We start from the raw sequence: 25,606 nt of genomic DNA on the forward strand, positions 1-25,606 counted from the left end.
GACACCATGGACAAACGCTACAACGCGATGTCGCTTCCCGAACAGCTTGCGCTGCGGCGCCAGGCGATCGAAGACGTTCTCGCGCATCCCGAATGGCCGTTGCACGAGTCGGTGCGTCATCTGAAGAAGACGATGCGGCTGACGAGCGCCGAAATGGCAAAGCTCGCCGGCGTATCGACGAAGACGATTCAGGATATCGAACAGGGGCGCAGCGACGGAACAGTTCAGACGATGAACCGCATATTCGGCATGCTGGGATTGAAGCTCGGCGTCGTGCGGCGCGCGCCGCCATAACCCGCACGGTGGTGGCGGGGGCGGCGCATCCGTCGGGTGATCGACGGATGCGCGACGCGTCCGGCGGGTGGATGCCGGTCGGCCGGCCGCCTCACTTCACCGCAAACAGCGTCAGGTTCATGAAGATCTTGAACGCATAGCCGAGCGTGACGGCGCCGAGCACGCCGCCCGCCCACAGCACGACGAACCACATCCAGCCGCGCATGCGCGACCGTGGCGGCGCGTCGGGCTGGCGAGCGGCGGAATCAGTGGTGGTAGTAATGCTGGTCTTCATGGCGCACCTTGCCTCGGAATACCCAGTAACCCATCGTCGTGTAGGCGATGATGATCGGGAGGATAACCGCTGCGCCGACCAGCGTGAAGGTCTGGCTCGAACGCGGCGCGGCCGCTTCCCAGATCGTCATCGTCTGAGGAATCGCGTACGGGAACATCGTGACGAGCAGGCCGACATAGCCGAGCAGCACGAGCGCCAGCGCGAGCACGAACGGCGTCATGTCGTGCCGGGCGCGCACCGCGCGGCGCATCCATACCGCGCACCCGGCGACCAGGAACGGCACCGGCAGCAGACGCCAGAACAGCCCCGAATCGAACCAACGCTGCGCGATGGCCGGATCCTGCAGCGGCGTCCACAGGCTGACGACCGCGATGAAGCCGAGCAGCACGACGGTCAGCGGCCACACGACGCGATGCAGGCGCCGCTGCAGGTCGCCTTCCGTCTTCGCGACCAGCCAGCAGCAGCCGAGCAGCGCGTAGGTCACGATCAGGCCGAGGCCCGTCAGCAGGCTGAACGGCGTGAGCCAGTCGAATGCGTCGCCCGCGAACATGCCGTCCTTGATGTTGATGCCCTGCAGGAACGCGCCGAGCGCGATCCCCTGGAACAGCGTCGCGCCGGCCGAGCCGCCGATGAACGCGAGATCCCACAGCTGCTTCGTGCGCCGCGCCTTCGCGCGGATCTCGAACGACACGCCGCGGAAGATCAGGCACACCAGCATGAAGATCAGCGGCAGGTACAGTGCCGACAGCACCGTCGAATAGACGATCGGGAACACCGCGAACAGCCCGGCACCGCCGAGCACGAGCCACGTCTCGTTGCCGTCCCACACGGGCGCGACGGTGTTCATCATCAGGTCGCGCTCCTTCTCGTCCGGGAAGAACGGAAAGACGATGCCGATGCCGAGGTCGAAGCCGTCGAGCACGACGTACATGAAGAGCCCCAATGCGATGATCGCGGCCCAGATTACGGTGACGTCCATAGGTTTTCTCGTGTGCGAAATGGGTGGGCTCAGACGGTCTCGATCAGATCGTCGACGGCCGACATCGGGCGGCGCGCGGTGTGATCTGGGCGCGTGTCGGGCATGTCGTCCTGCGCGTCGTGCTTGACGTCGGGCAGCGCGGGGCCGGCCTTCATCAGCTTCAGCATGTAGTACACGCCGGTGCCGAACACGAGGAAGTACACGATCACGAACGTCATCATCGACAGGCTGACCTGCTGCACCGACAGCGGCGACACGGCCTTCGCGGTGCGCATCACGCCATACACGACCCACGGCTGGCGGCCTGCTTCGGTCGTCACCCAGCCCGCGAGCAGCGACACGAAGCCGGTCGGGCCCATCACGAGCGCGAAGCGCTGGAACCACTTCGATTCATACAGGCGGCCGCGGCGGCGCAGGAGCCACGCGAGCGCGGCGAGGCCGATCATCGCGAAGCCGAGGCCGACCATGATCCGGAAGCTCCAGAACACGACCGTCGAGTTCGGGCGGTCTTCAGGCGCGAAGTCCTTCAGCCCGCGGATCTCGCCGTTCCAGCTGTGCGTGAGGATCAGGCTGCCGAGGTGCGGCACCTTCACTGCGTAGCGGGTCGTTTCCGCCTGCATGTCCGGAATGCCGAACAGGTTGAGCGGCGTGCCGCCCTTCTCGGTTTCCCACAGCCCTTCGATCGCGGCGATCTTCGCGGGCTGGTGCTTCAGCGTGTTGATGCCGTGCTGGTCGCCGATCACGGCCTGCAGCGGTGCGAGCACCAGCAGCAGCCACAGCGCCATCGAGAACATCTTCTTCACGCCCTTGTCGCGGCGGCCCTTCAGCAGGTGCCATGCGCCCGTCGCGGCCACGACCAGCGCGGCGACGATGAATGCGGCGATCGCCATGTGGAACAGGCGGTACGGGAACGACGGGTTGAAGATGATCGCGAACCAGTCGGTCGGCACGACGCGGCCGTCGACGATCTCGAAGCCCTGCGGCGTCTGCATCCAGCTGTTCGACGCGAGGATCCAGAACGTCGAGATCAGCGTGCCGATCGCGACCATCAGCGTCGCGCCGAAGTGCGCGCGCGGGCTCACGCGATTCCAGCCGAACAGCATGATGCCGAGGAAGCCGGCTTCGAGGAAGAACGCGGTCATCACCTCGTACATCAGCAGCGGGCCGGTGACGGCGCCGGCGAAGCTCGAGAAGCCCGACCAGTTGGTGCCGAACTGATAGCTCATGACGACGCCGGAGACGACACCCATCCCGAACGCGACCGCGAAGATCTTCGACCAGAACAGGCAGAGGGTTTTGTAGTACTGCTTGCCGGTCTTCAGCCAGCGATATTCGAGCACGGCGATGAAGCTGGCGAGGCCGATGCTCAGCGCCGGAAAGACGATGTGAAAGGAGACGGTGAACGCGAATTGCAGGCGGGCCAGATCGAAGGCCGAAAGAGCGGTGTCCATACCAGTTGACCGAGGCTGACGATACCCGCCGGCGGGTGCCGGCGGCCCCCGGGCGATGGGGCGTCGGGGTTGGCTGGAGTATGGGTTGCGATGGTGCGCCGCGAAATGTGCCAACTCGTCGCAGATGTCCAGCCCGCCGCGCGCATTTTCGGGATAAATCGTTGATTCGTATCAAGAACGGCGTTCGTGGCGCAGGCGGCTGCGGCGTGGCGGTCTGCCGCACGTGCGGCAATATGGCGCGTCGCGTCATCGGAACGATGTGGCGGGTGCAACGAGGTCGGCGCACGCCGCGGTGTCGCCCGGCGTCCGGTCGGGCCGACGTCGGGTCGACGCGGCGCGCATCCGGCCACCGGCAGGTGCTGCGCGAATTGCGTACACTCTGAGTCTCGTTTCGGCAGGGCCGGGCACATCGGTTCCGGTCCGCGTTTACTCAGGGCACGAAGTTGACGTCTTCCTCCGCCTAAAGGCGGAGGATTCCCACAGCTGGCGATGCACGTCCGCATCGGAGAATGTTCACAGCAGCGTTGGTATCTCGATCATGCTCGACACCACAGTCACTGCAGGCCCACTCTCTCATTCGCAGTCCCGCGATACCTTTCGGCCGCGTCGTGCTGTCTTTCGACCCGCACGCCGAACAGGACTGGGTGGAACCGCTTTCGTCGACTTCTTCGAACGTGGCCCCGTGCGCGATCGCTTTGTAACGGAGCTTGTTTCGGAAGGACGACCAGGATGCGTCGTAGACGCTCTTCGCCATCCTGGTTCTGGCGAGCTTCGCGGCCGACACGTTGCCGACCGCGATGTAATCGAAGCGCCGCACCAGATCGAGCGCGAGCTTGTGTTGGAAATCGGCACGGGCATTCGCGACCTTGGCGTGCAGCTTCGCGATATGCCGCTTGTGCTTGCGTGCTCGCTGGGCTTTCGCGAGCTTTTCCGCCGCTTGCCGGCCGAACCGATCATTAGGCAGCTTCTCGCCGGTCGAAAGTGTGACGAAGTCTTTCAGACCGAGATCGATGCCGACACCGGAACGGATCGGTCGGGCCTGAATATCGGGTATCTCGATCACGATGTTCAAGAACCAATGGCCGCGCGCATCCTGCGCAAAGTTGGTTCCGTCCTTGATCTTGCCTTCAGGAAGTGGGCGGCTGTTGAACACGCGAAAGGTGTTGCCACCAAAGCGAAACGCGTCGCCCTCGCGCTTCAGGTCTCGGCCCTTCAGCGGCACCCAGCCCAGCGATTTCCTGCCGCGATAGCGCAGGTAAGGCCGACGGCGTTGACTACGCGACTTCGCGTATTGCTCGCACGTCGCGTTGATCGTGCCGGAGTGGATACCGAGCGCCTTGCTGCTGCCGCTCGTCAGTCCATTCAGGTCGAAGCCTGTTGGCCATTTCTTGCTCCATTTCAGCGCATGCTTCTGCGTGTCATTGCAAAAGTTCCAGACATAGTTCACCGCACGGCTCTGCTTGCAAAGCAGTCCGTTGAGCGACCTCACCCGGTAGCGGTAGACAAGAATCATGCCGGTGATCCTAACCCGTGGAAGAAGCTGCCTGTCAACAGCACTCCTTTCCTTCCCGCCATCCGCCTCGAAGGAAGTCCCCTTGGGGGAAATGGCGGGGTTTCTCGGAGCAAATTCTGATGATCGATTTACGCAGCGATACCGTGACACGTCCGAGCCAGGCGATGCTGGCCGCGATGACTGCCGCCGAAGTCGGCGACGACGTATGGGGCGACGACCCGACCGTGCTGCGCCTGCAGGCGGTCGCGGCCGAACGTGCCGGCAAGGAAGCCGGCCTGTTCTTCCCGAGCGGTACGCAGAGCAATCTGGCCGCGCTGATGGCCCATTGCGAACGCGGCGACGAATACATCGTCGGCCAGCTCGCGCACACCTACAAGTACGAAGGCGGCGGCGCGGCCGTGCTCGGCAGCATCCAGCCGCAGCCGATCGAGAACGCGCCGGACGGTACGCTGCCGCTCGCGAAGATCGCCGCGGCGATCAAGCCGATCGACAATCACTTCGCCCGCACGCGCCTGCTCGCGCTCGAAAACACCATCGGCGGCCTGGTGCTGCCGGAAGGCTATGCGCAGGAAGCCGTCGCGTTCGCGCGCAGCCGCGGGCTGGCCGCGCACCTCGACGGCGCGCGCGTGTGCAATGCGGCGGTCGCGTCGGGGCGCCCGATCGCCGAGCTGTGCGCGCCGTTCGACACCGTGTCGATCTGCTTCTCGAAAGGGCTTGGCGCGCCGGTCGGTTCGGTGCTGGTCGGCAATCGCGCGCTGGTCGAGCGCGCGCAGCGCTGGCGCAAGGTGCTGGGCGGCGGGATGCGGCAGTCGGGCATCCTTGCGGCGGCCTGCCTGTATGCGCTCGACCACAACGTCGAACGACTCGCCGACGATCATGCGAATGCCGCGCATCTCGCGGCAGGCCTCGCGCGCATCGAGCCGGTGAAGGTGCTGTCGCACGCGACGAACATGGTGTTCGCGCAATTCCCCGAAGCCGATTGCGCGCCGCTCGAGGCGTGGCTCAAGGAGCGCGGGATCCTCACGCAGATGCTGTACGCGTCGCGCTTCGTCACGCACTGCGACGTGTCGCGTGCGGACATCGATACCTTCATCGACGCGGTCGGCGCGTATTTCGCGCAACGGCGCGCGTAAGGCGGAATGCGCCGGCCGGCGGGGGCGCCGGCGCGTCGTGGCGCGAAGCAGGAAGTGGGGAGGCGATCGGGGCGACGCTGCAACCCGTCTGTCGATATCTGGCGTGCCGGCGGATTACGCTTGCCGGGGCGTGTCGACCGGCGGCGTGCCGTCGCGGAATAGCGATTTCAGTTGCGTGCGCAGTTCGGCGCTGTCGGTGTGCTGGTGCACCGAGACCGCATGTTGCACGGCGGCTTCCAGCAGTTCGTTGTCTGAGTCGGCGGAAATCGCGACGGAGCAATTCATCGCGCTGGGGAACTCGCGGCAATCGATATAGCGGCGGGACATGATGTTCTCCTCACGGGAAAGGGAACGGCCGGATTTGCATGATCGGCCGCGCCGCGCGTTCGCGAGGCCGATGAAAAAAGTATAGGCGGCGCGGCGGGGTTTCTCGCCGCCGCGTGCACCGCACCACGTGCCGCGCCGGCGATGTCGATCACCCGCGCGTCACGGCAGCGGCGCGAGCAACCGGCGCGCCGCTTCGACCACCCGTGCGGACAGCGACGCCATGGTCGGCGACTGCACGGCCCACGCGTGCCAGTACAGCGTGACGTCGGTCGGATGCACGGGCGCGAGATCGACGAGCCCTTGCGCGTCGAGCGGCGCGCCGCCGGTCAGCGGCTCCGGCACCATCGCGTAGCCGAGCCCGTGCCGCACCGCCGCGAAATGCGCGTGCGTGCCCGGCACGTAGTGGCACGGATAGGCGCCTTCGGGCAACCCGAACTTCTCCTTCAGGAATGTCGACTGCAGCGTGTCGCGCCGCGAATACGCGACGACCGGCGCGTTGCGCGCGCTCGTGCGGTTCAGGCCGCGCGGAAACCAGCGCCCCGCGAACGCGGCGGCCGCGAGCAGCCGGTAGCGCATCGTGCCGAGCGGCGTCGCGACGCAGCCGCGCATCGGTTTCGGCTCGGTCGTCACGCAGCCGACGGCCATTCCGCTTTCGAGCAATGCGAAGGTGTGGTCCTGGTCTTCGACGATCAGCTCGAACAGGATGCGCTCGCCCGCGAGCACCGAAGTCAGCGCGGGCAGGAACCACGTGCCGAGGCTGTCGGAGTTCAGCGCGATCGTGACCGAGATCGGCGATTCGCGCTCGGTCGCGAGCGTGCTTTGCAGGTCGGCCTGCAGCAGCGCGACGCGGCGCAGGTGTTGCAGCACGCGCTGTCCGGCCACCGTCGGCCGGCACGGCCGCGTGCGCAGCACGAGCGGCGCGCCGAGGCTTGCCTCCAGCGCGCGCACCCGCTGCGTGACGGCGGACGCGGTCACGTGCAGGCGCACGGCGGCCTGCTTCGGATCGATCGTCAGAGACATGTACCAGATAGACCGAGACAGGTTGTCATACTTAAAACGATGAAGCCTTGGTAGTCATGGCATTGGGGCCGATCATGATGCTTGACGATCAAGTGTGGCATGGAAATCGGTCACACCTTGGGACCAAACTGTGACCGATTCGGCATGATGTGCCAGATGGTCTGGCGCAAGATGCGCATATCGGAGAACCAAATGGATTACCGTCGAGACGACACGTAATCCGCTGGCTAGTATCGAGTCTTACAAGACTGCTTTCAATCAGGGCAAGGCGATCAACGACCAGTCGCAGAACTGGCGGGTGGTCCCGAACACCTCGGCGACGTCGCTCATCAAAAATGCGCTGCTTCCAGTCGTGCCGCCCCAGCAACTTATTCAACGAGAAGAAACTCCCAACGAAGCTCGCGCGCGCATGCAGCAGGATCCGGACGCTCGAGAAGCGAATAACTACCATTCGGGTGTGCTGCACAGTACGGAGAATCATCGGTGGGTTACCGCGATGGACGTGGCCATCGGCCAAGCAGTCACGCTCGATGATCCGGTTTGGCGAGAATTGCTGATCCTGATGGCGGACTGGAAAATGGCTCCGGCGTCACTCGCCAAGATTCAGAAAAATGCAAATTATGGTCGTCTTGATTCCAAGATGCGGGATTTTATTCAAGCCTGTTCCGACTATTATATGTATGGGACTTTTCCTGAGGCGCACGTGTCTTCGACCCCACCGCCATTGGTAACCAGTGAATTGACATCAGCGGCCATCGCTGCACAAGAGAAGGCTCAGGCCGAGTACTACAAACAAGAGGCGCAGAAAGCCCAGATGATGTATGGGAATAAGACGATCGGGGAAGTCTTCCAAGGGATGCCGCGATGATCGCGAGACCGCGAATTTGGCCGTATGCTGCCGCGTTTGTTGTGGTGGCGATAGTCTGGACCATCTTTGTGATGGCGCGACACTACAGTTATTGGCAAACGACAGGGCAGGAGATGCCGCAAATGGGAAGTAGCATTCGGAATGGTGTGCTGGTGGTCTTGGCTTTGGTCGCCTTGGCGTATGGCGCGAGCGTCGCGTGGTTGCATCGAACTCCGGTGGCGACTGCCGTCACATCCGACCGTCCGGTTCCGGGCAATCAAGAGAGCAGTGCAGTCGTAGCGCACGGCTTCAACGGCTCTTCCACGATGTTGTCACAGACCGGACAGAAGTACGTGCTTGAGGTTCGTGGAATGGGGATCGTGGTTGGTGAATATGCCGACGAGGAAATCTGGCACGAGATCGAGAAAAAGGCTGATAACCACGCATCGTATGTATCGGCAAATCCGGAAGACTATCCGGATAGTGACGATATCCGGATGGCTAATCTTCGTGTGTCAACTACTTTGTCATTCAAGGAAGGCGGTCGTCATGCCGTCGAATACTGGCCGGTGCCAACGATTGTCTGGGGGCCACCAAAAGACAAGGGGAATGGTTTTCGTGCGGCAAAGAGTATTGCTGATGGTAGGCAACAAGCAAGTCTTGGTGTGACGCTTTTCCTTTGGGAGGCGGACGCCAATACTAGCGATGGTGCGGCAATGATCGAAAAGCTGTTCGCATTCTTCGACTCGCATCCGGATGTTCCGGCGGCCTTGGTGGTCAGTCAGGACGGATCGATGTTGCGCTCGCTTCTTGTTGCGCCGGGTAGTGGCGGAACATCTCGCGCGGGACACATCATTCCCGAACTGCCGGATAGTATGGGTGCCATCCTCGTATCCCGTTCGGATCGAGTGGACAAACTTATTCGTCCGTACGCCGTCGAGCAGACTGCTCAGATCGACCGGAATAGTACCGAATACGACATCATCAGGTTGTGGAATTTCTTTTGGGAGCAGAACGACGATCGCGGCCCTGACAGCTTCACTGCGCATTACATCGAGCAGGAAAAGCAGGCTGGCGTTCTGTATCCGGGAGCGATCGGCGTGATGTCGTCTACTTGGTGGCAGGCGCAATTGCCGCGGTTCTGGAAAACCATCGGCAACAAGGGGCCGGGCCAGTTTACGCCGACGCCGTACATTCCGGTGCGCTGGACGACATGGCAGGTCAAGCAATTTGATGATGCGCCCTTGCTCGGTTATCTCCATCGCCCGGTAGACGTGAAATTGACCGACGATCATGGGCAACTGCTCAAGACTGCGGCCCAAGCGGCAGTGCTGAAGGCGGGCTGGGAGCAGGCCATTGCAACGTTGCCCGACGGGAAGGAGCCGAAACGCGTGTTTTACGATACAACCGGCGATCGGCTGTGGGCTGTCCCATTGAATCAGGCGCTCGCGCAAGCAGGCGCGGCTGCCCCAAGCCTGAGCGACGTCAAGGATGGTTACGATATCGGCGCACGCATTGGCAACACTGGTGTGAGTTCGCCGCTTGTACAAGTCGGTTTGGGACTGATCGCAGGCTATCAGGATGGAGGAGCGAGTGCGACCGTCAACCGGCGCTCTAATGGTACGGCGAGCATCATCATGATTAGCCCGCCCGACGCGACGAGTAAAGCGGCGTGGGCTCAGGCGAACAACGGCGCGAATCCGTTCAAATGATGGCTGTATCGTGAACTCCATGAAAGAACGCGACCATCAGATCCAATCCACGGATGCGAAACCTGACGACGTTCGTGAATGGATGCCGCCTTCGCCAGTGCGTTCTGTCTTGTTTATGGTGACCTTCATCGGCTTTTGGATGTTCTACCCCTTTGGGGTTTGCGCGGGGCTGATTCATGGCATGGCCGGTGTCAACGGTGCAGATTGGTGGTGGGTATGGACCTTTCGAAGCACGGCGTTGTTGCTTGCGCTTCACTGCGTGTATGCCTTTATCACGTCACCTTGGGAAAAGCGCGGTCCCGGATACCGAGGCTATGTAGTCAACAGCGTTGCACTGATGGCGGGCATAGTTTCCCTCGTCTGGACGGGACCGGAAGTAGTCGCGGCGGCGTTCGATCCTCGGTATGGTTTTGAGTAACTTCGGAGAGTAAGTCGATGAGAGGCGTGATTCGAGTGGGCGATTCGACGGATCATGGTTGTCAGGTCCAGACTGGTAGCGAACGATCCGTGGTGATGGGGCGCGCAGTTGCTCGGGTCGGCGATCGCTGTACTTGTCAGTTGGGGCTTGGCGAATGCGAAATTCTCGAAGGCGATGAACACGTTCAGATTGACGGGCGAGCAGTTACCTTCGACGGTCACCGGACATCATGCGGTGCCGTTCTGATTTCGTCGGTATCGACGTCTGGTCGAATATAGGCAACCGCTTCGAAGAGGTTATGCGGCTCGGCGTGAGCAAAGTACCTTTGTCGGCTGAGCCGATTGATGATGGTGAATAGCGAAACAGAGTCGAATATACGAGGACGCGAATGTTGACCGCCGAGGAAAGTATCGTGCGGATCCGTTGCAAGCTCGCTGAGGCAAGCCTCACGCTACTGGACGACGAATGGCGCGGCATGGGAGGGCAGTATCGATTCCGGTGTGAGCGAGGGCATGTGTCGTCCCAGTGGGGCTCTAGCCTGATGCGATTGGTGCGAGGGCAACGGGGCACTTCGCTATGTTGCAATCGTTGTTGGACCGAAAACGTCATGAAGCGGTTACACGACATCGCCAATCAATCCGGCGGTCGGTGTCTGACTGAAACGTTTTGCGGAAAAGCTGGCCGCTGTCGATTCGTGTGTGCGGTCGGCCATGAGTTCGAGACGACGGCTGCTATCGTGTTGGGCGGCTCATGGTGCTCGAAATGCTCGAACGAGAGGCGAGCCGAGCGTCGTCGCTACGAGGGGGGATTGGCGCCGATACAGGAGCGTGCGCGAGAGCGAGGCGGGGAATGCCTGTCGACGGCTTACCACGGGCAAACCGCGAAATATCGATTCCGATGTGCTCACGACCACGAATGGGAAGTTACTGGGATCGAGGTGATGCGCAAGGCGTGGTGTCACCAGTGCTTTGTCGAGCGGCGGCGTCGGCCTGAAGGGATGGAGGAGCTTCAGCAAGCTGCCGAACGTCAGGGCGGCGCATGTCTCGCGACCGAATATTCGGGCGTGACGCACGAATATCCGTTCCAATGCGCAAGGGGCCACCAATGGTCGATGCGAGGTATCCAGATCCTCGAAGGCGGCTGGTGTGCGACATGCCGCACGGAAGAGCGGCGGCAGCGTGGACTGGAAGCAATGCGTGCAATCGCCGCCGAGCGTGGCGGAACGTGCGTGTCCGATACGTATATCGACAACAACACCAAGCTTGAATGGGAGTGCATGCGCGGCCATCGATGGTGGGCGCGGCCAAGGGTAATCACGTCGGGGAGCTGGTGCGCACAGTGTCAGTACCTTTCGCAAATCACGCGTGACGAGACGCGTCGTCGGGGTCGGTGGGAAGCAGTGCCGGCGGCAGAATGAGCGCTTGTATAAGCGTGTTTGTAGGGCAGTCGATCCGCTGTGGATGGATGCTACAAATTTGCTACAGCACAGGGCGGGAGCCTTGCTGGAAAGGCCTTGCGCTTATCATTCCATCCCCTGAACTACGGGGCGGACTGTGGGCGCGCGAGATGCCTCGTCACTGTTTCTTTGCGGCCCTGGCAGACCTGTAAAGGGGTGATTGGATAGTCGACAGACTGTTTTACATCCCTAAGCTGCCCCTGTCGTTGTATCGGATTGGTCGAAAGCAACAGCGCTGTTGTCCTGCGTCAGTCGTCTCCATCGTGGCATCCGAATGACTGGTCATGGCGCTTTGTCCCGACTGGTAATTTCGTCCAATCGATCGTCATCGACATGGCGGCGCAATTCCTGTGAACGTAAGACGAGAGCAGGCGGTAGTGTAAGACAGTGCGCGCGACGCTCCGGGCGCGGCATGACGTCTCGCCGCGTGCAACGATGACGGTGGTGCACGTGTTTTGAACTACGCTGTATGAATGTGTGCCCGCACGCCGGCGATACCCGCGGTGCGGGTTGCACAACCCGCACCCATCGCCCAACCGACCCGCCCAGCCGACGGAGCGACTTCGCCATGATCTTCCGGCAACTTTTCGACCCGCAATCGTCGACCTACACGTATCTGCTCGCCGACAGCGCATCACGCGAAGCGCTGCTGATCGACCCGGTGTTCGAGCAGGTGCGCCGCGATGCGGCGCTGCTCGACGAACTCGGGCTGCGGCTCGTCGCGACCATCGATACGCACGTGCACGCCGATCACGTGACGGGTGCATGGCTGCTGAAGCAGCGCACCGGCAGCGCGATCGCGATTTCGGCCGCGAGCGGCGCGCAGGGCGCCGACCGCTACCTGAACGATGGCGATCGCTGCGCATTCGGCACGCGCTACCTGACCGTACGCGCGACACCGGGCCATACGAGCGGCTGCATCAGCCTCGTGCTCGACGACGAATCGATGGCGTTCACCGGCGACTGCCTGCTGATTCGCGGCACCGGCCGCACCGACTTCCAGCAGGGCGACCCGCGCGCGCTGTATCGCGCGGTGCACGGCCGGCTCTTCACGCTGCCGGCCGCCTGCCTGCTGTATCCCGCGCACGACTATCGCGGGCTGACGGTGACGAGCGTCGGCGAGGAGCGGCGTTTCAATCCGCGCCTCGGCGGCGATCTCAGCGAAGACGATTTCGCGGGCTACATGCGCAATCTCGGGCTCGCGCATCCGCGCCAGATCGACGTGGCGGTGCCCGCGAACCTGCAGTGCGGCGTCGCCGCGAACGCGCCCGACACGCAGGCGGTGCCCGATTGGGCGCCGCTCGTCTATACGTTCGCCGGTTTCTGGGAAATCGATCCGCAGTGGCTCGAGGATCACCTGCCGGCGGTGCAGGTCGTCGACGTGCGCGAGCCGGATGAATTCACCGGTCCGCTCGGCCACTTGCCCGGCGCGACGCCGATTCCGCTCGGCGAACTGACCGCGCGCACCGGCGAGCTCGCGCGCGACCGGCCGATCGTGACCGTATGCCGGGCCGGCGGCCGCTCGGCGCAGGCGACCGTGATCCTGCTGAAGGCCGGTTTCGGTGCGGTCGCGAACCTCGGCGGCGGGATGCTGCGCTGGCGCGGCGAGGGCCGCGTCGTGATGGACGGCCGGTCGTAGCGGTGCGATATCGTGCGACGAAAAAATGTTCGGACCGGTTGTCGAATCGGCACGATGCCGTTCGTCGTCAAGGTATCCGCTCACATGGCGCGGCGCCGACACCTCGAGAGACCACGCGATGACGCCGACGCTTTACGCCCACCCCTTTTCGTCCTATTGCCAGAAGGTGCTGACCGCGCTGTACGAGAACGGCACGCCGTTCGAATATCGCGTGCTCGCACACGACGATCCGAAGCCGATGCAGGAACTGGCCGCACTGTGGCCGATGAAGCGCTTCCCGGTGCTCGTCGACGCGGGCCGCACCGTGATCGAGGCGGCGATCATCGTCGAGTACCTCGACCTCTACCATCCGGGCCCCGTGCGGCTGGTACCCGACGACCGGCGCGCGGCGCTTGAAGTGCGGACGATGGATCGTTTCTTCGACAACTATGTATCGACGCCGCAGCAGAAGGTCGTGTTCGATGCGCTGCGGCCGGAGCACGAGCGCGATGCGCGCGGTGTCGCCGATGCACGGGCGATGCTCGAAACGTCGTACGCGTGGCTGGACCGCACGATGGCCGATCGCGAATGGGCGGCCGGCGACCACTTCAGCCTCGCCGACTGCGGCGCGGCGCCGTTCCTGTTCTACGCGGACTGGACGCACCGGATCGATCCGTCGTTCGCGAACGTGATCGCGTATCGCAAGCGGCTGCTTGCGCGGCCGTCGTTCGCGCGTGCGGTCGACGAAGCGCGGCCGTATCGTCCGTTCTTCCCGCTCGGTGCGCCCGATCGCGACTGACGTGCGCAGCCGCGATCGTCGCGGCAGCGACGACGCGGGCGGCGGCCTGCGCATGGCGCGATGCCGCCGCGCAGGGCCGGCAGCGTGTGCCCGGACGTCGTGATGACAGCAGCGGATGCATCGCGGCGTCGTCCCGTTACATCGTCGTGTGCTTGACCGACCGCGCGAGCGTCAGCAGTTCGTCGAACTGCGTGATCAACTCGAAGCACAGCAGGAACGCGAGCGTATAGGCCGGTGCGGGGAAGCGCCGGATCGCCGCGAGCACCTGCGGCGCGAAGCGCGATCGAATCGCCTCGCGCGTCAGCAGCCACGCGATCACGATGCCGATCGCGGCACCGGCTATCAGGTCGGTCGGGTAGTGATAGCCGAGATACGCACGCGGCACGCAGATGAACACGACCGCATACAGCAGCGCGAGTACGCCGGCGCGCCGCGCGATGATGAAGATGCCCGTCGCGATCGCCATCCACAGCATCGCGTGATCGCTCGGAAACGAACTCCAGGCCTGCAGCGTGGCCGCACGCAATTCCTCGGACGGAAAGTGCAGGTGCAGGTCGGGGTTGTAGATCGGCCGCACGCGGAACGGCAGGACTTTCGCGAGCAACCGGCCGAACGCGAGCGCGACGAGCCCGCTCGCGACCGTCGCGATGACCAGCTCGCGTTGCCGTTCGCGCTCCGGTCCCGGCTGGAACCACAGCCAGCAGAGCACGGGGATGAGCACGAAGCCCTTGAACGTATAGAGGCCGGCGATCACGCGGATCGCGTGATTCATCAGCGGTCCGAACGTGATGTGGGTGAGGAAGATCTGGATCGTGGTGTCGAAATTATTCATGTTCTGGGACCCCGGCGGACGCACGACGCATGACGTGCGGCCGGCAGGATCAGGAAGCGCGCTCGTACCGGAGCGCAATGGGGGGCAAGTATGTCATCGGTAATTTCGAAGAAAATGGGAAAAAATACCGGGAATCCCCTGAGAAAACGCGATTTCCTGGCGGGGCCGGATGGGAGCGTGCCGTGCGGCGCGGGCGTGTCGAATCATCTGACGGTTGCGCGCGGATCCCTTGGCACCGGCGAAAAATAATCGGTTGACCTAGGCAATACGTTGAGTCGTCGCGGACCTTGCGCCGGATGACCGAATGCGTTCCGCGTCTCGCACGGATCTGCCGCGCTGCGCTGCACCGCGCAGTACCGAACGAAAAATAAAAGAAAAGACGGGCAAGCCCTGCTGCCTGCCCGCCTCGCACTCGCGATGCCGAAAATTACCGACGCCACATGCGCACGGCCAGCGCCGCCAGCGACGTCGCCACGGCCAGCACGATCACCGCATTCCAGCCCAGTTGCGCGAGTAACGAACTGCCGATCGCGGCACCGGCCGCCATCCCGATGAACATGCCGACGAACAGCACCGCGTTGAGTCGGCTGCGCGACGCGGGATCGATTCGGTAGACGATTGCCTGGTGCGCGATCAGCGTGGCCTGTACACCGAGATCGAAGCCGATCGTCGCGGCGGCGAGCAGCGCGAGTTGCGCATGCGGCGTCATCAGCGGAGCGGCAGCCATCGCGGCGAACGATACCGTCGCGATTCCGATGCCGATACGCGTGACGCGCTCCGGACCATGGTGATCGGCGAGGCGTCCGGCAATCGGCGCGGCCAGTGCGCCGGCAGCGCCCGCGAGGCCGAATGCGCCGGCGGCTGCGCTGCCGAGGTGGAACGGCGCGCCGTGCAGCATGACCGCCAGCGTCGACCAGAACGCGCTGAACCCGACGGCCAGCAACCCTTGCGCGAGCGCGGCGCGGCGCAGCGCGGGATGACGGCGCCACAGTTCGCCGAGCGACCCGATCAGCGCGCGGTACGACAGCTGCGTGGTCGGCTCGAAGCGCGGCAGCCCGCGTGCGGCCACGATGCCGATGGCGGCGACGCTGGCGGCCGCGAGCGCGAACATTGTGCGCCAGCCGGCCGTTTCCGCCACGAAGCCGGCGACGACGCGCGACAGCAGGATGCCGAGCAGCAACCCCGTCATCACCGTACCGACGATGCGGCCGCGATGCGTGTCGTGCGCGAGCGTCGCGGCGGCCGGCACGACGTCCTGCGCCATTGTCGCGGTCAGGCCGATCGCGAAGCTCGCGGCCAGCAGCAGTCCGAGCGACGGCGCGACCGCCGCGAGCAGCAGCGCGACGACCAGCGCGGCGGCTTTCGTCACGATCACGCGGCGCCGGTCGAAGCGGTCGCCGAGCGGCGCGAGCAGCAGGATGCCGAGCGCATAGCCGAGCTGCGTGAGCGTCGGCACGAAGCCGATCGCACGCGCCGACGCGCCGAGATCGGGACCGAGCGCGGCGAGCATCGGCTGCGCATAGTAGAGCGGTGCGACGCCGAGACCGGCTGCCGCGGCGAGCAGCAGCACGAGCCGGCGATCGGGCATCGAGGAGGCGGCCGCGTGGGCCGGTGCATGGGCCGCGCGGGGCGCGGCGTCGAAACGGGTCGGAGTGGACATCGCGTACATCCTTGTTTGGGTAACGGATGGACGCGAGTGTGCCGACGGGCAGCCGGCCACGGTAGTGCCGTCCGGCGCAGATTTGTTATACGCTTGGCGAATGACCGAGAAAATCCCCAGCGTGCCCGCCACTGGCGGGTCTCCGCGTGTTCAGGCCGTGCCTGTCGGCGGCGCCGGCTATCGTTTCGAGCTGATGGAAACCTTCGTGCGCATAGCCGAGGCCGGCAGCCTGTCGGCCGCCGCCGCGCAACTGCACACGACGCAGCCGACCATCAGCCGGCGGCTGCAGGCGCTCGAACGCTCGCTCGGCGTGAGGCTGCTGCAGCGGACGACTCATACGATGCGGCTGACCGTCGATGGCGAGCGATGTTTCACGCGCGCGAAGGAGCTGCTGACCAACTGGGCGGCGTTCGAGGCCGACCTGCGCGGCGCGCAGGAGGAGCCCGAAGGCCTGCTGCGGGTCGCGGTCCCGCATGCGTTCGGGCAGGAGCGCTTCGTCGGGCCGCTCGCGCGGTTCCTGCGCGATTACCCGCGTGTCTCGGTGGAGTGGCTGCTGCAGGACGAGGTGCGGGATTTCGTCGGCAGCGGGATCGACTGCGCGATCCAGGTCGGCGAGCCGACCGATCCGTCCGTCGTCGCGATCCGGCTGACCAAGGTGCCGCGCTTCGTGGTGGCCGCGCCGTCCGTGCTGAACGGTGCCGACGTGCCCGTCGATCCCGACGCGCTCGCCGCGTTGCCGTGGCTCGCACTGCGCACGTATTACCGGACCGAACTGACGCTGACGCATGCCGTCACGGGCGATACGCGACGCATCGCGATTCGTCCGCGCATCACGACCGCGAATCTCTACGCGCTGCGCAGCGCGGCGCTGCTCGGTGTCGGTGCGTGCGTCGGTTCGTCGTGGATGCTGGCCGACCATCTCGCGCGCGGCGAGCTCGTGCATCTCGCGCCCGACTGGCACGCCGCGCCGTTGCCGGTCTACCTCACCTACCCGCACGCGCAGTTCTATCCGTCGCGGCTCGTGCGCTTCGTCGCGATGATGCGCGAGGCCGTGCCGCCACTCGTCGAAGGGCGCGACGGGTAGGCGCCGTCGCGCGTGCCGTCGCGCGTGCCGTCAGCCGCGCCGGATGCCTTCGGGCAGCGCGCTGATGCGACGCACTTCGGGCGAGTCGAGCCACGCACGGGACGTGGCGCAGTCGACGAACATGTCGGTCGCATCGTCGCCCCAGAACAGGTCGCCGTCGAGTTCGAAGGTCGGCACGCCGAACACGGCGTGCGCGATCGCGTGGTCGGTGTTCGCGCGCAGGGCGTCCTTCACCGGTTGCGCGTCGACGGCCGTCACGCCTTCGGGAAAGCCGACCGCCTCGCACAGCGCGGCGAAACCCTCCGGCGTCGACACGTCCTGGCCGTCGCGCCAGATGTGCCGGAAGATCCGCCGGATCGCATCGGGCGAGTTGCCCATCGCGATCGCGAGACGCAGCGGCCGGATCGGGTTGAACGGATGCGCGGGCGGCATCCGGAACGGAATGCCGAGCTTGTCCGCGCGGTATTGCGCGTGGCGATACGTGAAGATGCGCTTCGCCGCGATCTCGGCAGGCGCCTTCTGTCCCCAGTGCGCGAGCAGCGCGCCGAGCACGATCGGCTTCGGCTCGTAGGCGGCGGCAGGCGGCAGTTGATCGAACCGTTCCTGCTGCAGGTAGGCGAACGGCGAAACGAAATCGAAATACCAGGTGGCGGTGCGCGCGGCGTTCATCGTGGGGATTCCCTTGTACGTGTCCGGACGGCGGTTGCGTGTACCGTGCCGGCGCGCGGCGCGGTGCATGCGCTGCGGCCAGTGTCGCATGCGGCCGCCTTTTGTGCTGTCCGTCGCGCCGCCGGATGCGCGTGGCCGGCTAGGGCTGCGCGGTGTCGTCCGCCGCCGTCGCGAACCGCGCGAGACTGTCGCGCACGGCCTGCGCGTCGTAGCGCGCGCCTGCACCACCGAGCGCGACGGTTGCCTTCTGCGCGAGCGGCAGCAACATCGCGAGCGCCGCGGCCATCGCCGGCGCGGCGGCAAGCCGCGATTTCGGGCCGGACACCGTCAGCGCGCCGACGCAATCGCCGGCCGCGCCGAATACCGGCACGGACGCCGACGCCGTCTCCGGGTCGCGCTCGCCGTACGACGCGGCCCACAACTGTTCGCGTACGTCGTTCCACTGCGCATCGTGCGGGTCGGTGAACGCGAGCAGCACTTTCCCGGACGCCCCCTGGCGAACCGGAAACTCCTCGCCGACCCGGATCGACACCCGCACCGTGCGCGTCGGTTCGACACGGTAGAGCACCGAGCGCATGTCGCCGTGCCGCACGTAGAACGATGCCGTTTCGCCGAGTTCGCGGCTCAGCGCCTCGAGCAGCGGTTCGACGACCGGGCCGACCCGGAACGAGCGTTGATACAGCGCGGCCAGCCGCAACGGCTCGTGTCCGACCGCGTACTGGCCGTCGTCGAGCTTGCGCACGAAGCCGCCATGCTCGAGCGCGGCGAGCAGGCGCAGGATCGTGCTCTTGTACAGCCCGGTGCGGCGGGACAGCTCCGCGAGCGACAGCCGGTCGTCGGTTTGCCCGAAAGCATGGAGGATCGCGAACGCGCGATCGAGGACGGCGACGCCGCTGGAGGTGTCGGCCGACGAATCGGGCGCTTCGTCGGGGTGATCGGCGGGAGTCGAGGTCGGGGGCACGGCTTGCTGTTCCTGTGGATGACGGTCGATCGACTATATCGTTCTGTCTGACAGAACTCAAGTTCCAAAAAATCGCAATTTCACGGGTATACCCCGCTTACCTCACGATCGGCGCGTGTCTAAAGTTCCGTCTAACAGAACGATGTTCTTTCAGATAGAACTTTGAGGTGGCGAATGAGCGTTTCCGAATATCCGAAGGTGCTGGTCAGCGAGGTCGGGCCGCGTGACGGCCTGCAGAGCATCAAGGCCGTGATGCGGACGGCCGACAAGTTGCGCTGGATCGTGGCGCTTGCCGCGGCCGGCCTGCGCGAGATCGAGGTCGGGTCGTTCGTGCCCGCGCGGCTGTTGCCGCAGATGGCCGACGTGCGGGAAGTCGTCGCGCATGCGCTGGCGATTCCCGGGCTGCACGTCGCCGCGCTTGCGCCGAACCTGCGGGGCGCCGAAAGCGCGTTCGACGCGGGTGTCCACAAGCTGACGTTGCCGGTATCGGTGACCGAAGCGCACTCGCTGGCGAACATCCGCAAGACGCCGGCGCAGATGATCGACGAGGTGCGCGCGATCGTCGCGCTGCGCGATGCGCGGTTTCCGTCGGTGCAGATCGAGGCGGGCGTGTCGGTCGCGTTCGGCTGCACGATCGCGGGCGCCGTCAGCGACGACGAGACGATCGCGATGGCGGCCGCGATGGCCGAATGCGGCGTCGACGAGATCGGGCTCTCCGATACGAGCGGCTATGCGAACCCGGCTCAGGTGCGCCGGCTGTTCAGGCGGCTGCAGCGCGAAGTCGGCGACAAGGCCGGCGGCGCGCACTTCCACAACACGCGCGGGCAGGGGCTTGCCAATGTCGTCGCGGCGCTCGACGCCGGCGTGACGACGATCGACGCGAGCCAGGGCGGCCTCGGCGGCTGCCCGTACGCGCCGGGGGCGACCGGCAACATCGTCACCGAGGATCTCGTGTTCCTGCTGGAGTCGATGGGGTACGACACGGGCGTCGACGTGGACGCGCTGCTCGCCGCGCGCGCGATCCTGCACGCGGCGCTGCCGGCCGAGGCGCTGTACGGCCACGTGCCGGACGCGGGGCTGCCGAAGGGCTTCCGTTATGCGGACGGCCGCGTGCCGACCGCGGCCCAGCCGGAAGGCTGCCTGACGGGAGCCGCGCAATGAACGATCGCCAACCGGCTTCGGCGCTGCCGTACGAAGGCGTGCGCGTGATCGAGATGACGCACATGGTGATGGGCCCGACCTGCGGGATGCTGCTCGCGGATCTCGGCGCGGAAGTCATCAAGATCGAACCGATCGCGGGCGACAGCACGCGTGCGCTGCGCGGTTCCGGCGCGGGCTTCTTCGGGATGTTCAACCGCAACAAGAAGAGCCTGGCGGTCGACGTGAAGGATCCGCGCGGGCTCGAGATCGTGCGGCGGCTTGTCGCGACGGCGGACGTCTTCAGCGAGAACTTCAAGAGCGGCACGATGGACCGGCTCGGCCTCGGGTATCCGGCGCTGTCCGCGCTGAATCCGCGCCTGGTGTACGTGTCGCACAAGGGCTTCCTGCCGGGGCCGTACGAACATCGCACCGCGCTCGACGAAGTCGTGCAGATGATGGGCGGCCTCGCGTACATGACGGGCCCCGAAGGCCGGCCGCTGCGTGCGGGCTCGAGCGTGAACGACATCATGGGCGGGATGTTCGGCGCGATCGGCGCGATGGCCGCGCTCGCGCAGCGCGAACGCACCGGGTGCGGCCAGCAGGTGCAGAGCTCGCTGTTCGAGAACAACGTGTTCCTCGTCGCGCAGCACATGATGCAGTTCGCGGTGACGGGGCAGGCCGCGTCGCCGATGCCGAGCCGCATTTCCGCATGGGCCGTGTACGACGTGTTCTCCGTCAAGGACGGCGAGCAGATCTTTCTCGCGGTCGTGTCGGACACGCAGTGGGCGCTGTTCTGCGACGCGTTCGGCCTGGCCGCGCTGAAGGACGATGCGCGCCTCGCAACGAACAATCTTCGCGTGCAGGCCCGCGACTGGCTGCTGCCCGAACTGCGCGCGCGGCTCGCCGCGCATTCGGCTGCGGAGATCGGCGCGACCTTCGAATCGATCGGCCTGCCGTATGCGCCGATCACGAAGCCGCAGGACCTGTTCGACGATCCGCATCTGCTCGCGACCGGTGGCCTCGAAGCCGTGACGCTGCCGGCCGATGCGAGCAGCGCCGGCCGGCCGGTCGACACGCGCACCGCGCTGCTGCCGCTCACGCTCGCGGGCGAGCGCCTGCGGTTGCGTGCAGCGCCGCCCGCGCTCGGTCAGGACACCTGCGCGCTGCTCGGCGAGCTCGGCTATACGGCGGACGACGCGCGGGCGCTGATCGAAGCGGGCGTCGTCGCGGGGCGGCACGAACACGATGCGAACGGGCTGACGCCGGGCATATCGGGCTTACCGGGCGCATCGGGCGATACGCCTTCGCCGAACGAAGTGGCGAGCGCGTAGCGCCGCTGCGATCCAACGAACGAACAAGGCATCCCGCCCGCGATCGCGCGGGCGCGGACTGCCGCATCCACGGAGACAACCATGACATCCGCTTCCCCGGCGCTGGCCGCCGATCGCGAGACCGACGCGTCGATCGAGCAACGAGCCGTGCGCAAGGCCGCGTGGCGCTTCATTCCGCTGCTCGCGCTCGCGTACTTCTTCAACTATCTCGACCGCACGAGCGTCGGGTTCGCGGCGCTGACGATGAACCGCGATCTCGGCCTGACCGCGACGCAGTTCGGCTGGGGCGCGGGGATCATGTTCGCGGGCTATTGCGTGTTCGAAGTGCCGAGCAATCTCGCGCTGTACCGCTTCGGCGCGCGGCGCTGGCTCGCACGCATCATGATCACGTGGGGGCTCATGGCGGCGGCGACCGCACTCGCGACGGGGCCGACCAGTTTCTATGCGATCCGGCTGCTGCTCGGCATCGGCGAGGCCGGCTTTTTCCCCGGCGTGATCTTCTTCCTCGCCGTGTGGTTTCCGGCGAATTACCGCACGCGCGTGCTCGCCTGGTTCACGGTGTCGACTCCGCTGTCGTCGCTGATCGGCGGTCCGCTGTCGACGTGGCTGCTGCAGCTCGACGGTGCGCTCGGTCTTGCCGGCTGGAAGTGGATGTTCATCGTCGAAGGGCTGCCCGCGTGCGCGCTCGGCTTTCTCGTGCTGAAGCTCCTGTCCGACTCGCCGGCCGCGGCTGCGTGGCTGTCGGACGACGAGCGTACCGCGTTGCAGCGTGCGTTCGAGCGCGAAGGCGCCGCCACAGGCCGCAAGAAGCGCTTCGGCGTCGCGCTGCGCGACGTACGCGTGTACCTGCTCGCGCTGATCTCGTTCGGCTTCACGATGGGTTCGTACGGAATCGGCATCTGGCTGCCGCAAATGCTCAAGGCGCACGGGATGTCGACGATGCAGACCGGGTGGCTGTCCGCGGTGCCTTACTTCTTCGCGACGATCGCGCTGCTGTGGTGGGCGAAGCGGGTGGATCGCCGCGGCGGACCCGTCGCGAACCTCGCGATCGGGCTGGCTATCGGCGCGGTGGCGCTGGGGGTATCGACCCACTTCCTGACGCTCGGGCCCGCGCTCGTCGGCATCACGCTCGCGCTGATCGGCACGATTGCCGGACGCACGATCTTCTACACGCTGCCTTCGCGCTTCCTGTCCGGCCAGGCCGCGGCCGGCGGGCTGGCGCTGATCAATTCGATCGGCGCGCTCGGCGGATTCGCGGGCCCCTATCTCGTCGGCTACCTGAAGGACAGCTTCGGCACCTTCACGGCCGGGATGCTCGGCCTCGCGATCGTCCTGGCGATCACGACGCTGTTGACGCTGTCGCTGTACGCGTTCGACCGGAGCGAATGACATGACCCTTTCGATCAAACGACGCCGGCTGCTCGGCGCAGCCGCCGCATCGCTCGCGCTCCCCGCATTTGCCGATACGCGCACGCCGGCTGAAAACGGAGCTACCCGCATGACGACGCAAAGCAACTATCTCGCGGTACGAAACAACTGGCTCGCCTCCGCGCTCGAACCCGCGCTCGAACCGGATCTGCCGATCGTCGATGCGCATCACCACTTCTACGAGCGGCCGGGCTGGATCTACATGCTCGACGACTATCTGCAGGATGCGCGATCCGGCCACAACATCCAGGCATCCGTCTACATGCAGGCGCTGACGCGCTATCGCGACGCGGGGCCGGCCGAACTGAAGCCGGTCGGCGAGACGGCTTACGTGGCCGGCGTGACCGAGCCGCTGCAGCGGAGCGGTCCGGCCGTCGCGAAAGGCATCGTCGGGCATGCGGACCTGCGGCTCGGCGAGCGTGTGCGCGACGTGCTCGAAGCGCATCTCGACGCGGGGCGCGGACGCTTCCGCGGCGTTCGCCACCTGAGCACGTGGGACGCCGATCCGTCGCTCGCGAACCCGTTGTCGGCGGTGCCGCGCGGGTTGCTGCTCGATCCCGCGTACCGGGCCGGGGTCGCGCAGCTCGCGCCGCTCGGACTGTCGTACGACGCGTGGCTGTTCTTCCCTCAATTGCCCGAGCTGTTCGATCTGGCGAAGGCGAACCCCGACACGCGGATCGTCGTCAATCACTGCGGCGGCGTCGTGCGGATCGCGAGCTATGCGGACCAGCGGCCGGAAGTGTTCGAGCGCTGGTCGGCGTCGATGCGCGAACTCGCGCAATTGCCGAACGTATTCGTGAAGGTGGGCGGCCTCGGCATGCGAATCAACGGTTTCGATTTCGAGAAGGGTGCGCGGCCGCCGTCGTCCGCACAGCTCGCTGACGCATGGAAGCCGTGGATGCATACCTGCATCGACGCGTTCGGCGCCGAGCGCTGCATGTTCGAGAGCAATTTCCCGGTCGACAAGGGGTCGTATTCGTACGTGAACGGCTGGAATGCGTTCAAGCGGTTGACCGCGCATGCGAGCCCGAACGAGCGCGACGCGCTGTTCCGCGGGACCGTCTCGCGCGTGTACCGGCTCGGCTGACGCGTATCGTGCGCGTCGCGATGCGGCGCATCGGGCCCTAACCCGTCTCGACCAGTGCCGCGAGCCGGGCGAGCGCCATGCGCCAGCCGGTCTCGTTGTCGGCGGCCGGCACGCCGGGCGGCACACCGTCGTGCACCGCATCGACGCGTGTGCCACCCGCTTCGTCGGACAGCGTGATCGTGATCGTCATTGCGCCGCGCAGCATCGGATCGTCGGTTTCGAACACGTCGATTTCGACGATCCGCTCGTCGGGTACGAGCGTCACGAAGCGGCCATGATAGGTGTCGGTGTGCGCGGTGGTCTTGCCCGTGTCGTCCGACGATTCGTCGTAGCTCAGCGACACGCGCAGCGCGCCGCCTTCGCGCGCGTCGTATGCGTAGACGCGGCACGTCATGCCGTCGGGCACCTTCCATTGTTCGACCGCATGCGGGTCGAGCAGCGCGCGGTAGACGCGCCCGCGCGGCGCGTTCAGGTGCCGGCTGACCCGGGTCGAATGCGTGTGCATGTGCAGCATGTCGCCTCCCGCGGAACGCGCGCGACGGTGCACGCCGGGTGCGGGCGTGTCGTCACGCTTCCTTCAGGAATCCTAGGCGCGCGCGCGGCGGCATGCAATCGGACCGAACACGGACCGAACACTCGCTCGGATTCAACCCAACGCAGCCGCGAATTCGTCGAGCTGCGTGATGCAGATGTTCCAGCCTTCGAAGAACCCGAGTGCCTCGTGACGCTCGCGCGTCGCCGCGTCGGGATGCATCACGCGCGCCTCGTAGCGGCAGCCGGCGTCGTCGTCTGCCATCGTGATGATCGCCGTGAAGCCCATCCAGGGCACCTGCGGCCGCCAGCCGCCCGTGAGCATCGACGTGAACGCGATCCGCGCTTGCGGCACGATTTCGAGGAAACAGCCGGGGTTGTCGCTCGTGCCGCCGTCGGGGCCGCGCATGAACGTGTGGAAGGCGCCCCCCGGGCGCAGGTCGAACGCACGTACTTCGGTGATCCACGGTTTCGGGCACCACCATTCCTTCAGCAGTTCGGGGTCGGTCCACGCGCGCCAGAGCGCCTGGCGCGGCGCGCGCAGCGTGCGGGTGATGACGAGGTCATGGGCTTCGGCGGGGTCGACGTGGCTGGCTGACATGGGCTTGCTCCTCCTGGTGGCGGCGTTCGACGAATTCCACGAGACGATCGGTGCGCGCTTCCCACAGCGCGCGCTGCGCGGCGAGCCACTGCTCGGCTTCCGCCAGCCGGCTGCCGACCAGCTCGCAGGTGCGCGAGCGGCCGTCTTTCCGGGTCTGGACGAGGCCGCTGCGCTCGAGCACCGCAACATGCTTCATGAACGACGGCAGCGCCATGTCGAACGGCGCGGCCAGTTCCGACACGGTCCGCCCGCCGTCGCCGAGCGCGCTGACGATCGCGCAGCGCGTCGGATCGGCGAGTGCGTGAAATACGTCGTCGATGCCGGGTTGAAAGTTAGCCATGCGGCTAAGTATAGGCAATGTAGCGGGAATTTTCACCGCGTAGCATGATGGGGCGGTAACGCGCGCCGACCCGGCGCCGCGTTGCCTGGCACCGGCCGCCG

General features: G+C 65.7%; 27 protein-coding genes. 14 read left to right on the forward strand and 13 right to left on the reverse strand.

From position 1 onward, the window contains the following. Nucleotides 1-6: 6 nt before the first annotated feature. Nucleotides 7-294 carry a helix-turn-helix domain-containing protein gene (locus DIE15_RS06000; RefSeq protein WP_057925602.1) on the forward strand — a complete coding sequence of 96 codons (288 nt, stop codon included), beginning with the start codon at nt 7-9 and terminating at the stop codon, nt 292-294. 91 nt (nt 295-385) lie between these two features. Here the strand turns inward: DIE15_RS06000 and DIE15_RS06005 are convergent, their stop codons facing one another. The 4 genes from DIE15_RS06005 to DIE15_RS06020 form a co-directional block, all read right to left on the reverse strand. Next, the gene (locus DIE15_RS06005; RefSeq protein ID WP_057925603.1) at nt 386-568 is read right to left on the reverse strand and encodes a hypothetical protein; all 183 of its coding nucleotides are present in this window, start codon (nt 566-568) and stop codon (nt 386-388) included. Continuing rightward, on the reverse strand, nt 540-1,547 hold the full coding sequence (gene cydB, locus DIE15_RS06010) for a cytochrome d ubiquinol oxidase subunit II (RefSeq protein ID WP_124832645.1): 1,008 nt from the start codon (nt 1,545-1,547) through the stop codon (nt 540-542). Before cydB ends, DIE15_RS06005 begins: the two co-directional genes overlap by 29 nt. Nucleotides 1,548-1,576: 29 nt before the next feature. Then, the gene (locus DIE15_RS06015) at nt 1,577-2,998 is read right to left on the reverse strand and encodes a cytochrome ubiquinol oxidase subunit I (RefSeq protein ID WP_124832646.1); all 1,422 of its coding nucleotides are present in this window, start codon (nt 2,996-2,998) and stop codon (nt 1,577-1,579) included. Nucleotides 2,999-3,458: 460 nt separating this feature from the next. Then, nucleotides 3,459-4,511, reverse strand: a complete 1,053-nt coding sequence (locus tag DIE15_RS06020) for an RNA-guided endonuclease TnpB family protein (protein WP_124832647.1) — start codon at nt 4,509-4,511, stop codon at nt 3,459-3,461. Nucleotides 4,512-4,630: 119 nt separating this feature from the next. Here DIE15_RS06020 and ltaE point away from each other — a divergent pair, with 119 nt between their 5' ends. Beyond that, entirely contained in the window at nt 4,631-5,644 is a 1,014-nt protein-coding gene (ltaE, locus tag DIE15_RS06025; protein WP_124832648.1) for a low-specificity L-threonine aldolase, read from the forward strand. Between the two features lie 114 nt (nt 5,645-5,758). On the opposite strand, the gene DIE15_RS06030 is transcribed toward ltaE, so the two are convergent. Both DIE15_RS06030 and DIE15_RS06035 read right to left on the reverse strand, forming a co-directional pair. Continuing rightward, nucleotides 5,759-5,971: a DUF1059 domain-containing protein gene (locus tag DIE15_RS06030; protein ID WP_057925608.1), complete on the reverse strand. Its 213-nt coding sequence runs from the start codon at nt 5,969-5,971 to the stop codon at nt 5,759-5,761. Between the two features lie 159 nt (nt 5,972-6,130). Beyond that, on the reverse strand, nt 6,131-6,991 hold the full coding sequence (locus DIE15_RS06035) for an HTH-type transcriptional regulator ArgP (protein ID WP_124832649.1): 861 nt from the start codon (nt 6,989-6,991) through the stop codon (nt 6,131-6,133). A 232-nt stretch (nt 6,992-7,223) separates the two neighbouring features. On the opposite strand from DIE15_RS06035, the gene DIE15_RS06040 reads away from it, so the two are divergent. From DIE15_RS06040 to DIE15_RS06070, 7 genes are all read left to right on the forward strand, one after another. Beyond that, on the forward strand, nt 7,224-7,859 hold the full coding sequence (locus DIE15_RS06040; RefSeq protein WP_260428190.1) for a DUF3274 domain-containing protein: 636 nt from the start codon (nt 7,224-7,226) through the stop codon (nt 7,857-7,859). After that, nucleotides 7,856-9,550, forward strand: a complete 1,695-nt coding sequence (locus DIE15_RS06045; RefSeq protein ID WP_124832650.1) for a DUF2875 family protein — start codon at nt 7,856-7,858, stop codon at nt 9,548-9,550. Before DIE15_RS06040 ends, DIE15_RS06045 begins: the two co-directional genes overlap by 4 nt. A 19-nt stretch (nt 9,551-9,569) precedes the next feature. Continuing rightward, a complete protein-coding gene (locus DIE15_RS06050; RefSeq protein ID WP_124832651.1) occupies nt 9,570-9,968 on the forward strand; it encodes a hypothetical protein in 399 nt (132 codons plus the stop codon). A 17-nt stretch (nt 9,969-9,985) separates the two neighbouring features. Beyond that, nucleotides 9,986-10,246, forward strand: a complete 261-nt coding sequence (locus DIE15_RS06055; RefSeq protein WP_124832652.1) for a PAAR domain-containing protein — start codon at nt 9,986-9,988, stop codon at nt 10,244-10,246. A 329-nt stretch (nt 10,247-10,575) separates the two neighbouring features. Then, on the forward strand, nt 10,576-11,385 hold the full coding sequence (locus tag DIE15_RS06060) for a hypothetical protein (RefSeq protein ID WP_124832653.1): 810 nt from the start codon (nt 10,576-10,578) through the stop codon (nt 11,383-11,385). Between the two features lie 607 nt (nt 11,386-11,992). Continuing rightward, nucleotides 11,993-13,063, forward strand: coding sequence for an MBL fold metallo-hydrolase (locus DIE15_RS06065; RefSeq protein WP_057925610.1), 1,071 nt, complete (start codon nt 11,993-11,995; stop codon nt 13,061-13,063). Between the two features lie 118 nt (nt 13,064-13,181). Then, nucleotides 13,182-13,841, forward strand: a complete 660-nt coding sequence (locus DIE15_RS06070; protein ID WP_124832654.1) for a glutathione S-transferase family protein — start codon at nt 13,182-13,184, stop codon at nt 13,839-13,841. 136 nt (nt 13,842-13,977) lie between these two features. On the opposite strand, the gene DIE15_RS06075 is transcribed toward DIE15_RS06070, so the two are convergent. Together DIE15_RS06075 and DIE15_RS06080 are read right to left on the reverse strand one after the other, a co-directional pair. Continuing rightward, complete coding sequence (locus tag DIE15_RS06075; protein WP_124832655.1) at nt 13,978-14,673, reverse strand: phosphatase PAP2 family protein; 696 nt, start codon at nt 14,671-14,673, stop codon at nt 13,978-13,980. Between the two features lie 427 nt (nt 14,674-15,100). Next, entirely contained in the window at nt 15,101-16,333 is a 1,233-nt protein-coding gene (locus tag DIE15_RS06080) for an MFS transporter (protein ID WP_124832656.1), read from the reverse strand. A 100-nt stretch (nt 16,334-16,433) separates the two neighbouring features. Here DIE15_RS06080 and DIE15_RS06085 point away from each other — a divergent pair, with 100 nt between their 5' ends. Beyond that, nucleotides 16,434-17,417: a LysR family transcriptional regulator gene (locus DIE15_RS06085; RefSeq protein WP_057925613.1), complete on the forward strand. Its 984-nt coding sequence runs from the start codon at nt 16,434-16,436 to the stop codon at nt 17,415-17,417. A 30-nt stretch (nt 17,418-17,447) separates the two neighbouring features. Here DIE15_RS06085 and DIE15_RS06090 read toward each other — a convergent pair whose 3' ends face one another. Both DIE15_RS06090 and DIE15_RS06095 read right to left on the reverse strand, forming a co-directional pair. Continuing rightward, entirely contained in the window at nt 17,448-18,086 is a 639-nt protein-coding gene (locus DIE15_RS06090) for a 2-hydroxychromene-2-carboxylate isomerase (RefSeq protein WP_057925614.1), read from the reverse strand. Nucleotides 18,087-18,225: 139 nt separating this feature from the next. Continuing rightward, the gene (locus DIE15_RS06095) at nt 18,226-19,047 is read right to left on the reverse strand and encodes an IclR family transcriptional regulator (protein WP_124832657.1); all 822 of its coding nucleotides are present in this window, start codon (nt 19,045-19,047) and stop codon (nt 18,226-18,228) included. 174 nt (nt 19,048-19,221) lie between these two features. Here DIE15_RS06095 and DIE15_RS06100 point away from each other — a divergent pair, with 174 nt between their 5' ends. The 4 genes from DIE15_RS06100 (at nt 19,222) to DIE15_RS06115 (ending at nt 24,033) form a co-directional block, all read left to right on the forward strand. Then, nucleotides 19,222-20,208 (forward strand): hydroxymethylglutaryl-CoA lyase, encoded by a 987-nt coding sequence (locus DIE15_RS06100; RefSeq protein WP_124832658.1) that lies wholly within the window; start codon nt 19,222-19,224, stop codon nt 20,206-20,208. Beyond that, nucleotides 20,205-21,518 carry a CaiB/BaiF CoA-transferase family protein gene (locus DIE15_RS06105; protein ID WP_124832659.1) on the forward strand — a complete coding sequence of 438 codons (1,314 nt, stop codon included), beginning with the start codon at nt 20,205-20,207 and terminating at the stop codon, nt 21,516-21,518. The genes DIE15_RS06100 and DIE15_RS06105 overlap by 4 nt, the downstream gene beginning before the upstream one ends. Nucleotides 21,519-21,599: 81 nt before the next feature. Beyond that, nucleotides 21,600-22,907 carry an MFS transporter gene (locus DIE15_RS06110; protein ID WP_124832660.1) on the forward strand — a complete coding sequence of 436 codons (1,308 nt, stop codon included), beginning with the start codon at nt 21,600-21,602 and terminating at the stop codon, nt 22,905-22,907. A 1-nt stretch (nt 22,908) separates the two neighbouring features. Next, nucleotides 22,909-24,033 carry an amidohydrolase gene (locus DIE15_RS06115; RefSeq protein WP_124832661.1) on the forward strand — a complete coding sequence of 375 codons (1,125 nt, stop codon included), beginning with the start codon at nt 22,909-22,911 and terminating at the stop codon, nt 24,031-24,033. 37 nt (nt 24,034-24,070) lie between these two features. Here the strand turns inward: DIE15_RS06115 and DIE15_RS06120 are convergent, their stop codons facing one another. The 3 genes from DIE15_RS06120 to DIE15_RS06130 form a co-directional block, all read right to left on the reverse strand. Beyond that, nucleotides 24,071-24,547, reverse strand: a complete 477-nt coding sequence (locus tag DIE15_RS06120; protein WP_057925620.1) for an SRPBCC family protein — start codon at nt 24,545-24,547, stop codon at nt 24,071-24,073. Between the two features lie 132 nt (nt 24,548-24,679). Then, entirely contained in the window at nt 24,680-25,165 is a 486-nt protein-coding gene (locus tag DIE15_RS06125; protein ID WP_057925621.1) for an SRPBCC family protein, read from the reverse strand. Then, nucleotides 25,128-25,505: a helix-turn-helix transcriptional regulator gene (locus DIE15_RS06130; RefSeq protein ID WP_057925622.1), complete on the reverse strand. Its 378-nt coding sequence runs from the start codon at nt 25,503-25,505 to the stop codon at nt 25,128-25,130. Before DIE15_RS06130 ends, DIE15_RS06125 begins: the two co-directional genes overlap by 38 nt. Between the last annotated feature and the right edge of the window lie 101 nt (nt 25,506-25,606).

Source organism: Burkholderia sp. Bp9031 (assembly GCF_003857965.1).
Classification (GTDB): domain Bacteria; phylum Pseudomonadota; class Gammaproteobacteria; order Burkholderiales; family Burkholderiaceae; genus Burkholderia; species Burkholderia ambifaria_A.